Raw genomic sequence first — 13,006 nt, forward strand, 5'->3', positions numbered from 1 at the left:
TGTGAATAGTAATATCAAACTAAAATCTCGCAGGCAGTTCTCAATTGTTTATAGAAAGAACTTCTCATTCTGTTTGTCAACAAGCTCCCTAAGAGTTTTGCTGACAGTAATCACATCACTCCTATCCACATATGATGTCCACTCCCAGGATTCACCCCACAAATATGAAAAACTATCTGGCATATATTCTTTTGATACGTCCAGTACTAACTTTTTGGGATTATCTCTATTCATAGATTCATCTCCACCAAGCAATACGCCCAAATATGACCTTTCCTTGTCATTCATTCCCTGCCATTCTATTCCTATTCCATAGCAAGGCTTGCCTTTTTCTGGAATTTCAGCATTGAAGACAAGGCCAATACATGGACCCAATTCTTCAACCACCTTGGATTGGAATTCCCTATCATCTGTACCCACAATTTTCTGGTTGCAAACATAGACCACTCTGGAAGATTCTTTTTCAGATAAAGATGCGCACATCTGTTGTCGTAAGGAACAAAAATACTTAAGCTTTGTACGAGTTTCGTTCATGCTGTGTATAGCTTGTTCAACTACCTTCATTTTATCCAAATCATATTCCAAAAATGATTCATACCAGTTTTTTTTGAGTTCTTCAGACTTGTCACTCATTTTCAGCACCCCTTGAATTGCAAGTTTATATTGCACAATGGCAGATGACACCAGTTCGTTAGTCAAGTTTTTCTTTGTGTCATCCAACCACGTAAGAATATCTTTTTTATAGGAAATAGAAGAATAATGAGCACCAAGCCCCTTAAGTTCATCCCTCGTAATTGAGTATTCTGAAGGATTTCTACCCTCAAATGTCAGATAACAAAAGAAAACATTTTCATTGCCATATTGTTTTTTAAAATATTCATAATATCGCTTCAATTGATTTTTTTGGTCAGATGCCCAAATCTTATTTTCAATGACAACAACCCGCTCATAAGAGGGTTTTCTCCTTAAGAACAAAACAAGATCAGCCCGACCCATTCCTTGCAATGACGCTTCACGTTTTGTTTCTATGATTTTGTAATTCCCAAATGCATTGTTGAATTTTTGATTAAGTAGCAATAAAAAACTTTCCCTGCTCTCGGGAATCTTCTCCAAAAACGATTGGATAATATCACTATGAAGATTTTCATAATGCTCCATACCTGTAAGAGAAAGCAATGAAATCCCTCCGTTACAAAGTTCAAAACTAGTAGCTTGTAACACTTAAAACTATTCCTTGACTACAGGATAAAGGCGCTTGAGTTTGATTCTGGCATCGCTTGTCTTGAACTGCCAGTCGATGCCTTTCTGCCTTGCGTTCCTGTCCCGGCACCAGGCTGGCACCTCCCTGGAAACCGTTGCAAGATCGGGCAATCTTCTTGTCTCGATGCATTGGGCGATCAATGCGGAAAATTCGCATTCGTCCATGTTCAGCCAACTGCCATGCTTCGGGGTATGGTGAATCTCCAGTCTGGATGCGATGCGGAAGGCCTCTTCCGGACGGAAGGTGTCGTACAGAGACCCGATCTTGTGGGTGTTGAGGTTGTCCATGACCAGGCGGATGACCTCTGCATCCGGATAGTCCTCGTCGACGAGCCGCTTGATCTGATGGGCCCAGTCTTCCTTTGTCCTGCGTTCCTTTGCATCGGCATAGCGGTACTTGCCTAGCGGTTCGTTGAACATGAAGATGCTGCAGGTCCCCTTGCGGACGTATTCAGAATCCTCCCGCAAGGGCTTCCCCTGTTCCATCGGGATGCTCTTCCTTTTGTGTGCCAGCAGCTGCAGTGGCTTCTCATCCATACATACCACCGGCCTGCGGCTGTCATATGGCTGTGCGTAGAGGTCAAGCACATCCTCCATGGCCGCCACGAAATCGCCGTTCTGCTTGGCCGGGATGGTCCAGCACTGCTTCAGGTGAGGCTTGAATCGGTTTTTTTTAATGTCCGCGAGACTGACATGGACGATATCTCATCGATATATTCCAGTTCCACCATCTTCTCGGCAAGCAACCTGACGGTCCATCGGGCATGGCCCTCGGGAACCGGACCGCAGCACAAGGCTATGAGATGGGCCTCCACCTCGCCGGTGATCTTCGTCTCCCTCGGCCCTTTCTCCCGCCGCTTGCGGTTGACCACGGCCTCGACATCCTTGCCGAGCTCATGGAATGCCTTCTTCACTGACTTTACTGTCGGGAGGCTTACCCCGACCCTTTCCGCTATCACCGGTTCCGTGTCCGGCCGCCGGGCTCCGGAAGTGTCGCATTCCAGCAGAAGCCTTGCACGTTTGACGGCCTGCACAGACCTGACCCCCCTGGAGATGAAATCCTGCAGGTATGTTCTTTGTTCCTCGGTCAATGTGATGGTTCTCTTTGTGTATCCCATGGCAGTATCCTCCTTCATTGTTCTCCAATACAAAGAATACTGCAAGTAGTATTAAAAGTCTATATTTAAGTGTTACAGACTACTAGAACTTAATTCAACCAATTTTTCCCATATCAAGTTTTCCATATTTATTGCATCAGACATTTCTCATTTCCTTATTTCTCTTAAAATGATAGTTTATTCTGTTACAAAACAAGTCGTCAACAGAACACCTCACAGGAAATTCTTTACTGTTTTTCGGCTTTTATCAGCCAGTTGCCACAATTATTAAAATTAGATCATAGCTTTCATGATAATCAAGCAATACAGCAATCTATACTGATAACAAGGTATGGACAAAAAAAGAAAAGTAGCTGTCATGGTTCTGACCTCAATGCTTATGACCGTTTCCTGCAGCGGTTGCCAAGAAGATGTGGCAGAAGCCTATGACCTGTTAAGCTACAGGGACAGCACCCCACCAGTCTTCGAAGATATGCAAGCACTGTCACCCACAAGCCTGAGACTTTGCTTCAATGAGCAACTGAAACAAGATACAGAATCAAAATTCAGACTCAACGGAACCATACATACCAACTATCGTTACCAAGGCCAGTTCCTATATATTTATACGACGATACCGATTTCTCCCGGTGCGGAAACAACCATAGAAGGTACAGTCAGTGACCTGAGTGGGAACACCACCAGATTCTCTTGCATCACCTATGGCGCCAATACAAATCCAGCCTCACTGCTTATCAACGAATTTACGACAAAAGGTACCGGAAAGTCACCTGACAGAGTAGAACTGGTTGCCACTAAATCAGGTTCCCTTGCAGGGATAACGCTTTCAGATGGTCCCGGCGCTTCCTATGATGATCGTTGCATACTACCTGACAGAAATGTCTGCGTAGGAGAATATGTAGTAATCAACTTCGGCAAAAAGATTGATGATGGTTCATTCCAATCCGACAAAGGCTTAGGCTTGGGAGGAAACAATGGTACGCTTGTCCTTGCTGAAGACCCTTCCATAGGAGCTGCAATCATGGACGCCGTAGTGTACTCAAATAAAAGTTCAGCCACCTGCCAAGGATTTGGTTCAACGGAAATACTTACACGGGCCAGTACATTGGCAAAACTCGGAGCATGGCAATGGCAGGAACCATTGTGCCAAGCCGCCATAGACAGCTCAACCTCTACAGCTACACGAAGCATCAACAGAAAGAGGAATTCCTATGGAGCGCCCCAAGATACTGACAGCAGCAATGATTGGTACATTACCATCACGGGTGGAAAAACCTTCGGCAATATCAACAACACTGCGACATACGAAACGGAATGATATAATAAAACGAGGCATCCAGACATACAGCCGGGATACCTCAAAAGCAAATGATACCGGAGGGGTATATAAGAAGCTTTTTCCTTTACCTCAGAAATCCATTGGTGGCTCACCTCCTTCGGGACAGGCTAGGGAATCCACAGGTAACGATTCCTTTTTCCCTGTACCTTTTGTCCGAAACTCAAGATGCTGGCAGCGGATAAAATGTTTCCTCGCAGTATTGCCATCCTTTGTCTGCCATATGTCGAGCCTCAGTTCTCCCACAGCCCGTATGGCATCTCCCTTTGAAAGATATCGCTGGCAATTTTCGGCGGTACCATTCCATACCTGAATATCAACATAGGTAGCTTCCCGCATCTCTTCACCATTTTTTCCTCTGAAAGAACGGTTTATGGCAATCGGCAGGATACACACCTTGTTTTCCGTACCGACAGCTTTCATTTCGGGATCACGGGTCAGGCGTCCTTCCACCAAGCAGGAATTCAAATCATTGTACATGGTTTTCTCCTTATAAAGCAGCATGGCAAAAGAACCAAAACTTTTTTGATTTTCCTGCTGCTTTATAACCTACTAATAGGTTTCTTTGCTATTTATGTTGATTTTTTCGTTGTGCATCAGGTTTTTCTTTGCTAAAATTGTCGTAATTAGGAGAAATTGACATGAGTAATCTGACAGTATTGTCACTCGGAGGGTCCATCATAGCTCCGAATACCCCGGATACAGCATTCCTTAAGGAATTCAACACAGCACTCAGAGCTTACCTGAGAGAGAATAGCAGCCATAAACTTATCCTTGTCTGTGGTGGAGGTGGACCTGCAAGAATCTACCAGGAATCATATAGAGAAATAACCAGCAACGCTGAGCCAGATGCCCAGGATTGGATCGGCATACGGGCCACACATCTCAACGGCATGTTGATCCAGGCCATCTTCAGCGACTTATGCAGCAACGACCTGGTGACTGACCCTACTGCACATATCAGCTTTCAAGGACAAGTATTGGTAGCAGCAGGGTGGAAACCTGGATTTTCAACAGATACGGATGCAGTTTTCCTCGCAGAGCGCTTCGGAGGCAAATTGATCGTAAATCTTTCGAACATAGCAAAAGTCTATACTGATGATCCAAGGAAAAACCCTGATGCAACGCCATTGGACTCAATCAGCTGGGAAAATTTCCGTAAAATGGTCGGAGATGAATGGGTTCCTGGCAAAAATTGTCCGTTCGATCCCATTGCAAGTAAGACGGCCCAGAAAGAAAATATGAAAGTCATCTGTGCTGACGGCAGAAATATCAAGAACACGTTGGCAATTCTCAGAGGACAGCCCTTTGAAGGAACAACCATAGGAGATTGAACCTGCAGATGAAGGGCTGTTGCCCTTCATCTAGCAAAAGGAAACCCGGAGGAATCAAACAGTCTCATCAACCCTCTGATGCTTCAATTCAAGAAAAAGAGGATTAGGATCACAGAAGGAAACAGGGAAAGGAACATCTTTCCTGAAATCAGGAATCCATTGGATATCATCACCAAGTTCCTGGATATATCCATCTTCGATACCTGCCTCGTCTGCCATATCAAGCAGACTCGTATATTCTCCTTCACTCATAGGAGGAAAATCAGGATCATCAGGACGTGGAGCTACAAACTGCACCATAAGAGAAAGCTCTGCAACTTTCGATAGACCGGAGTCTACAAAATAGCGCAACACACGGCGAGTCTGCCGCAATGTGCCAGGGAAGACAAGATGTCTGACCAAAAGTCCTGTCGGTGTATCATACGGACCTGTTTCCTTGTATGGCTTGCAGTTTTTCATCAGGAAACCAAAGACATCCTTGATGATATCGGCATACCGGGCAAGGCCGCAGAAACGTGCGGCCACAGTATGGCTGAGCGTCTTCAAATCGATCAGATACAGGTCAACATAAGGATTGATGAGTTGCAGGCCGACCTGCGACTCATACCCACTGGTATTCCATACAATGGGAAGATGCATACCCTTTTTTCGGGCCAGATCCAATGAGGCACAGATTGAAGGGATAAAATGGGTACCGGTTACGAAATTAATATTATTGGCCCCCATACGTTGCAAGGCAAGCATCAGATCGGAAAGTTCCTCAATGGATATTTCAATGCCGACACTAGCGGCAGTACTGGAAGTTTCCCCTGAAATCTGATGGTTCTGGCAAAATGCACAATGCAAGGGGCAACCACAGAAAAAAATCATACCGGAGCCCTTGCGACCAGTAACGGGAGGTTCCTCTCCCCTATGCAAGCCACTCCAGGCTATCCGCATCGCATCACGTTCGCCGCAACGTCCGATTTGTCCTTTGAGCCTGTTGACTCCACATGCATTCGGACAGAGCATACATGCCGCATATGCAGATCCCATACCATATCCTCCATAACCTTGACTCAGATGATAACTATATTTTCCCTTTTATTGAAGCATACTGTTCCCTAAAAACGCAAAAGGGTGGTTGAATCGTATGAAAAGTGTTATTTTATGGACACGGGAAGATAGGAGCAGAAATGATTCGCAACAAAATAAGGAAAAAGGCTGAAGTACAAGCTGAACAGCGATTTATACTTGCCATAGATGGCGGAGGCATGAGAGGTATCGTGCCGGCAGTATTACTCAGCAAACTTGCAGAAAGCCTAAAGGGAAAAGGCGACACGCTACCCTTCTATGCCCATTTTGATCTCATAGCAGGAACTTCAACCGGAGGCCTGCTTGCCTTGGCTTTGGGTGCTCCATCCTCCCTGGTCAATATAAAGGCAGAAGAAGGAAACAATGTATTGATTACATATCCGACAAAACCATTGAGCTGGTGGGCAAAGCTAGCAGGTAAAAAATCCGCACAGCAAAAAGAACCCTTGGTAATAGCACGGGGATGTGATCCTGCCGCATTGGTCGACCTTTATGCTTCCAATGGTCCCAGGATATTTCCAAAACAAAACCGCAGGATATTCGGACAAGTACTTAGAGAAAAATATGACGAGCGGGATCTTGTTTCATTCCTGGATGATACCTTCCGACTTTCCATGATGGAGGATTGCCTGGTCCCGACGATGGTTACGACCTATGATGTACGCAATGGTGAACCATACTGTTTCACATCTTGGAATAACAAAGGTTACTTCATAAAGGAAGCAGCCAGGGCAACCAGTGCTGCACCGACCTACTTTGCGCCATTCGAGATAAAAGACCATGACAGCGGACAAAGAAGAAGTTTTGTCGATGGTGGTATCATTGCGAACAATCCGACTCTGGCAGCTTATGCAGAAGCAAGGAAACTCTATCCGGACTGTACATTATTCCACATTATTTCACTGTCCACGGCAACCATTGAGTTCAAGCTTGACAGCCTCGACCTCGGTGGTGGAGTCATCGGATGGATTGATCCGGCAAAAGGTGCACCGATGCAGAAAATCTATGCTGCGAGCCAAATGCAGCTTGTTGATCAAATCGCCTCCCAGCTTCCGGATGTTACCTACACAAGACTGAATCTGAACATCAGTGCAGATGACAGGATCAAAATGGATGATACTTCTTTTCAAAGCATCGACAAACTTAAGAACTATGGAATATCCATCTTCAACAACCAACAGGAAGAAATTGAGAAATACCTTAACCTTCTGACTGAACGCACAGATTTCTCTCAGGTTCGGCAGCCACAGGTAAATGCCATAGATGATGCAGAATTGCTCAGGAAAAGGAAAGAAGAATCCGACAGATTGAAGCGACTGGAGGACGAACGCAGAAAGGAAGAAGAAAAAAAACAGGAAAATGCCATACAGGAGAATGAAACGAAAACAAATATACCTGTAGCTAAGAGTATTGGAACACATACAGCCAAACCGGGACGTTTTTCATTCTCACACCTGCTACAGAACTTCAAATCCGGAAATAAGGATGCTGGCACAGCCACAGCACTTCCTCTGCCGCCGTCAGATGACAGCAAAAACAAAATAGACAGCCCACAGCAAGCAGAAGCACTGCCTTCGCCCGATTATCAGGAACTACTAAAAAGTTATGGCCTTTCCGATGATGAAGGAGAAAATTGAGCAATGGCAAGCCATCCGAAACAGATTGCCTTGGAAACGACCATGAGGAAGCTCTGTGATGAACTTGATGAATTCCTCGAAGACAATTTCGGTACAATTTATCCGATTCATCCAAACAGGATGCAACGGGGAACAACAGCAAGTCCCTCCTATGACGGTTTGTTTTCAACAGGGACAAGGTTTTCCCTAGGATATGGATCAAAAGCCGGAAGGGGATACCTCGTTGACATTGAAATCAGGACTTTGTCAACAGTGCAGGAAGAAGACAAGAAAAAGATAAGGGGTGCCGCATTTGAAAAAATAAATGACCTCATTCCCAAGTATTTTCCCCAACGTAAAATTAAAATCGTCCAAGAAAATGGCATATTCAAGCTGGTCGGCGATTTTTCACTTGGGAACGTATAGGAATAAGCAAAGCAGCAAACACAGATGCCTGCATAAAAAAGTACCCCCAGGCTTTATCTCTACCCTTGCCTTGGCAGTTCATGAAATGAATCAAATGAGCCCCAGGCCAAGCGGTACAGGGCGCTCGGCATCCTCAAGTGAAAGATACCGGTCAGCCAGATGCAAGGCATGGCTGCCATCCGGAGCATAGATTCCTGACGAGCCTCCTCCGTCGAGATTAACCATCCACTCGGCTCCCAGATTACGGCACAGCAAGACAAATTCAGATAAGGAAACTCCTGCACTAAGCTTACCAGGTTCATAGAACCGCACATTCGTTCCACTGACCCAAAGCACTGCAGGCCTGTCCTTGATGATACCGACAGCCATCCTGGCAGCCCTCCCATGTTCCCATGAAAGCGGATATACCGTAGGAGGAAAAGCCGGTCCCTTGCCGGCAAAGAACGGAGTATCAAAAGTATCATACCCCTTCCCGGCTGCTATAAGGGGTGGTCCTACCTGGATACCAAATACAGTATCTTCAAACCCATGGAACGATACATCTCCTTCAATTTTTCCTTCATCCCGCGGGTAAGAAAGGACAAAGCCTCCCAAAGGAATCATAGTATCGCCGTCGGCATGTACGCAGGCAATGCCACCGTTTTCTATGACAAGGTCGATATACCCAGGGGCCACAGGAGAACGTTCCATGGCAGGCCGACTGAAGAATCTGGCATTCTTACCATCCTTAAAGACATATCTACCGACCTGGACACTGATATCACTGAGCCTTGGATGGGAAATCCTTACCTTGCCATCAAAGCCCACCATAAGGGCAGCTCTGCCTAACAGCGGCGGCTGCAGGATTTTCCCTTGGCATTGCAGGTATCCGTACGGTGTTCCAAGTTTATCCCATTCACCGGCACAGTCCAGAGGGTCCATCAGGAAAAAGTGTGAATTCAACATGAAGAAAAATCCTTTTGCCTTGCTCAGAAGTCCCATCGTAGAAGCAACTGGCTGGTATCTGACACCTACAGCCATACCTTCCTCAACATATAGCAGGGAACGTGCAGCAAGCGTATCAAAGAACTCCTGTACACGGGCATCAGTACAATGAATTTTTTTTCGGTCAACGGTAAGTCTTCCCTGTGCATACAAGCTTCGGAACCAATAGGCAACACAAAGTTGCCGGTCAAGGATAAGGCCAGCAGGTGTCTCCACCGCAAACGGAAAATCCAGATCATCCGGAACATAGGCCAAAATGAATGTAGGAAAATGTTCACGGTCCTTCGGAATGATGTTGACTGTGTACAACCTCATCAGTTCGGCGACACAAATAGAATCTGTCTTTCCGTACACAGGTCTGAGATCCGACCAGGAAAAACCATCAACTATCTGGTAATCGGCAAACTCTCCGTTTCCAAAATTCTTACGTCCGGTATAACTTTCCATAACTCTTACCCCTTGACGCCTGAGCCCATTGCACTTTCGATGATATAACGTTGGCAGAAAACGAATAAGATAAGCAATGGGAGTATTGATATGACACTGCCGGCCAACAAGAGGTTCCATTGCGTATCATACTGGCTTTGGAAAGCTGTCAGAGCAAGTGTCACCGTCTGCAGCTTGTCCGTCGAAATATACAGCATGGGACGAAGCAAGCCATTCCATGCATTCATGAAAGCGATGATAAACAAGGTTACAGTCGGGGAAGCAGTCAAAGGAAAGTAGATCCGTGAGAACATACCGAAGGCACCGACGCCATCAATGATACCGGCATCAAATAGTGGTTGGGGAACAACCTCAAAAAACTCTTTGTACATAAAGGTACCGAAAGCCCCTGCAAGGAATGAAGGGACAATCAAAGGGAGAAAGGAATCAATCCATCCGAAACTCATCATGAGAAAATATTCAGGGATGATAGTGACCTGGACAGGAATCATCATGGTCATCAGCAAAAAACTGAAAACAAAGTTCTTGCCTCTGAATTTCATCTTGGCAAATGCAAAACCGGCCAAGGAACAGACAAGTACTTGTCCTATTGCACAGGAAAGGCTGACAAACAGACTGTTGAGGATGTACCGGCTGAACTGAAACTCCTTGAGTACCACCTGATAGTTACGGAACATATCCTTCCTGAACAACATATCCGAAAAAAGACTAGGCGTAGCAGAAAAGACATTGGAATCAGATTTGAAAGAACTGGAAACCATCCAGAGAAACGGGAAAATACTTACCAAGGCAACCAATATCAGCAAGGCATACACACCTGTCGTCTGGATTCTGTTATTTTTACGCATGTTTGCTCTCCTCAGCCTTGGGTGACCCATTTCTTCTTGATATAGAAGTTCATAAGCGTCAGCACGCCGACGAAAATCAACAGGACAAAGGCAACTGCAGAGGCATATCCATTACGATAATTGACAAATCCATTGAGATATACATCATACACAAGCGTATCCGTTGCGTTCTGGGGTCCTCCCTTGGTCATGGTGTAGATCAACTCAAAATTGTGGAATGAATCAATGATAGCTACCGTCAGGACGAAGAATGTCGTAGGAGAGAGCAACGGCAACGTAACATGAAAGAACTTCTGGAAAGGTTTTGCCCCGTCTACAGTTGCAGCCTCAAGTACCTCATGGGGCATATTCTGCAGGCCGGCAAGGAAAAGTATCATATAATATCCGGCCATCTTCCACACCTGTACGACTGAAACCGACAGCAAGGCCAAACGGGGATCGCCCAACCAGTATGGAGGAGTAATGCCCAACTTCGTCAATATAATGTTCAGGATTCCGTATTGTGGTCCAAGAATCCAGTTCCATACAATGCCTACGGCTACTGCAGAGGTAATGACAGGCAGATAGAGTGCCGCCCGGAAAAAGTTGATACCCTTGAGTTTTCTGTTGATCAGCAAGGCAAAGGCAAGACTGACGACCATGACACCTACCACATAAATCAGAGAAAACACGACCGTATTGGTCACCACCTTGAAAAAGGTAGCGCTTGCAAACGCTTCCTTATAGTTCCGTAGGCCAATGAATACAGGATTGTTCAGCAGGGACCACCGGGTAAAACCCAAATAGAAGGCCGCTCCTACAGGAATTGCACGAAACACCAGCAATCCGATGACCGTCGGAAGCAGGAACAGCCACGGAGTCAACGGGCCATGCCAGCATAATTTTCTTCTTCTCACTTTATCATCCCTTTCTTTGCAGATAGCTTCTTTTTGAAAGGAATACCATCTCTCATCGTATACACAGACGGGGGTCGTCGGATCGGCAACCCCTGTCATCCATTCACTTTACATTCCGATCAATTATAATAGCGCGCAAGCACGGAGTTAATATTCTTGTCAGCCTTGGACATGCCCTCATCAAAACTCATATCTCCATTGATGATACTATCCAAAATTGAGTTGAGACCAAGGTTTGCAGCCGCGCCATACCCTCTCCATTCAGACCAGCCCATTGTAAAGGAAGTCTTCATGGTCTGGGCAGCCTGCTGTGTCAGGATGGAAATCTCGGCAGGCTGTTTGCTTGGGTCATTGAATGTAGACGAAGTTGCCAATGGCTTGTAAGACGGAATCTTACCTGCCATGAACATATCCGCTGTCTGCCCCTGTCCTGCAATATATTTCAACAGTTTCCAAGCTGCATCAGGATGCTTGGCATTAGGTGCAATCGCATAGTAATCAGGCCAACCATAGACAATGCCCTTCTGCCCATGAGGGCCGACAGGAACTGTCGTAATACCCCAGCGCATCGAGGGATCTGCTACATTGCGATTGTTGTCAATGAACCAAGAACCATCAACCCACATGGCAGCCAGTCCTTTCGGGAAAATATCCTGGTTACGGACATCACTCATTTCCTTCTGTGTCGGTGCTACATGGTACTTGAGTGTCAAATCCGTAAGGAATTTCAAGGTTTCCATTGCATTGGCATCTGGAGCAAAACGCATCTTGGAACGATCAATCAGGTTTCCACCGTCAGCATAGACCCAAGGTTCGACCTGAGCATACCGACCGTATCTCCAGAAACCCCATTGGTCGATTTTTCCATCGCCATCCTTGTCGATAGTCAGCTTCTTGGCAGCATTGAGAAAATCATCCCACGTCCAATCAGCAGTAGGATATGAAAGTCCGGCGGCATCAAACATACCTTTATTATAGAAAAGTACCGTCGTTACCAGGGCAAAAGGCATGGCAACATAACGGTCACCACCGCTGATGGTCTTGCCGGCATCAATGAGAGACTTATAGAAATCATTGATATCGGGGTCATTGTTGATATAGGAATCAAGATTAAGCATGAGGTTGGACTTTCTCCATTCCTCGATATATCCGGAACTCATCGTAAAGACATCCGGAAGCTTTTTCTGATTTGCCAATATTCGAATTTTCGTCCAATATTCAGAAGTACTTGCAGTGGCAAGGTTTACCTTTATACCAGGATTCTTGGCTTCAAACTGTTTGATCAAGGCCTCGTTTTTTTCCTTGAGGGAAGGATCCCATGACCACCATTCCAGAGTGACAGGGGTCGAAGTGTCAGAGGAAACAGGCTTGGTTTCCTTTGTTCCATTTGCAAAAACTGAAGCTGCCAAGCAGATGAATACCAGCAGACTGGCTACTGTCTTTTTCATGTAATCTCCTATTGAGTGGGATTCTATCTTATAGGCTTTTTTGCTGTCAAACCGCAAGACGTTAAAAAAATATTAAATTTTTGATATACCATAGAAAATCTATTAGGTAAGTGAAAAGAAAATAGACCACTTTTGATCATCTGTTATATTCATCTTTTTTTATCTATATGTTGAAAACATCAAGATTACATGGAACTATACCATACCATAAAGCGACGT

13 protein-coding genes are annotated in these 13,006 nt (G+C 45.4%); 4 read left to right on the plus strand and 9 right to left on the minus strand.

Annotation, left to right across the window (positions count from 1 at the left end):
- Positions 1-48: 48 nt before the first annotated feature.
- Genes LKE40_06630 through LKE40_06640 form a run of 3 tightly spaced genes read right to left on the minus strand, consistent with a single transcriptional unit; the run spans position 49 to position 2,378 of the window.
- On the minus strand, positions 49-1,221 hold the full coding sequence (locus tag LKE40_06630; GenBank protein MCH3917123.1) for a PD-(D/E)XK nuclease family protein: 1,173 nt from the start codon (positions 1,219-1,221) through the stop codon (positions 49-51).
- A gap of 6 nt (positions 1,222-1,227) precedes the next feature.
- Positions 1,228-1,893: an IS630 family transposase gene (locus LKE40_06635; protein MCH3917124.1), complete on the minus strand. Its 666-nt coding sequence runs from the start codon at positions 1,891-1,893 to the stop codon at positions 1,228-1,230.
- Positions 1,894-1,907: 14 nt separating this feature from the next.
- Positions 1,908-2,378, minus strand: a complete 471-nt coding sequence (locus LKE40_06640) for a helix-turn-helix domain-containing protein (protein ID MCH3917125.1) — start codon at positions 2,376-2,378, stop codon at positions 1,908-1,910.
- A 331-nt stretch (positions 2,379-2,709) separates the two neighbouring features.
- Here LKE40_06640 and LKE40_06645 point away from each other — a divergent pair, with 331 nt between their 5' ends.
- Complete coding sequence (locus tag LKE40_06645; protein ID MCH3917126.1) at positions 2,710-3,696, plus strand: hypothetical protein; 987 nt, start codon at positions 2,710-2,712, stop codon at positions 3,694-3,696.
- Positions 3,697-3,786: 90 nt separating this feature from the next.
- Here the strand turns inward: LKE40_06645 and LKE40_06650 are convergent, their stop codons facing one another.
- Positions 3,787-4,194 (minus strand): single-stranded DNA-binding protein, encoded by a 408-nt coding sequence (locus LKE40_06650; protein MCH3917127.1) that lies wholly within the window; start codon positions 4,192-4,194, stop codon positions 3,787-3,789.
- 161 nt (positions 4,195-4,355) lie between these two features.
- Between LKE40_06650 and pyrH the strand changes: the two genes are divergently transcribed.
- Positions 4,356-5,048 (plus strand): UMP kinase, encoded by a 693-nt coding sequence (gene pyrH / locus LKE40_06655; protein ID MCH3917128.1) that lies wholly within the window; start codon positions 4,356-4,358, stop codon positions 5,046-5,048.
- Between the two features lie 54 nt (positions 5,049-5,102).
- On the opposite strand, the gene LKE40_06660 is transcribed toward pyrH, so the two are convergent.
- Positions 5,103-6,083, minus strand: coding sequence for a radical SAM protein (locus LKE40_06660; GenBank protein ID MCH3917129.1), 981 nt, complete (start codon positions 6,081-6,083; stop codon positions 5,103-5,105).
- 140 nt (positions 6,084-6,223) lie between these two features.
- Between LKE40_06660 and LKE40_06665 the strand changes: the two genes are divergently transcribed.
- Positions 6,224-7,759, plus strand: a complete 1,536-nt coding sequence (locus LKE40_06665) for a patatin-like phospholipase family protein (GenBank protein ID MCH3917130.1) — start codon at positions 6,224-6,226, stop codon at positions 7,757-7,759.
- A 3-nt stretch (positions 7,760-7,762) separates the two neighbouring features.
- Positions 7,763-8,164: a hypothetical protein gene (locus tag LKE40_06670; protein ID MCH3917131.1), complete on the plus strand. Its 402-nt coding sequence runs from the start codon at positions 7,763-7,765 to the stop codon at positions 8,162-8,164.
- Positions 8,165-8,254: 90 nt separating this feature from the next.
- Here the strand turns inward: LKE40_06670 and LKE40_06675 are convergent, their stop codons facing one another.
- From LKE40_06675 to LKE40_06690, 4 genes are all read right to left on the minus strand, one after another.
- Complete coding sequence (locus LKE40_06675) at positions 8,255-9,595, minus strand: phosphodiester glycosidase family protein (GenBank protein MCH3917132.1); 1,341 nt, start codon at positions 9,593-9,595, stop codon at positions 8,255-8,257.
- A 5-nt stretch (positions 9,596-9,600) separates the two neighbouring features.
- Complete coding sequence (locus LKE40_06680; protein ID MCH3917133.1) at positions 9,601-10,443, minus strand: carbohydrate ABC transporter permease; 843 nt, start codon at positions 10,441-10,443, stop codon at positions 9,601-9,603.
- An 11-nt stretch (positions 10,444-10,454) separates the two neighbouring features.
- A complete protein-coding gene (locus tag LKE40_06685; protein ID MCH3917134.1) occupies positions 10,455-11,339 on the minus strand; it encodes a sugar ABC transporter permease in 885 nt (294 codons plus the stop codon).
- Positions 11,340-11,458: 119 nt separating this feature from the next.
- Positions 11,459-12,787, minus strand: a complete 1,329-nt coding sequence (locus LKE40_06690) for a sugar ABC transporter substrate-binding protein (protein ID MCH3917135.1) — start codon at positions 12,785-12,787, stop codon at positions 11,459-11,461.
- Positions 12,788-13,006 lie beyond the last annotated feature (219 nt).

The organism is Spirochaetia bacterium, from assembly GCA_022482625.1.
Classification (GTDB): Bacteria; Spirochaetota; Spirochaetia; order Sphaerochaetales; family Sphaerochaetaceae; genus Pleomorphochaeta.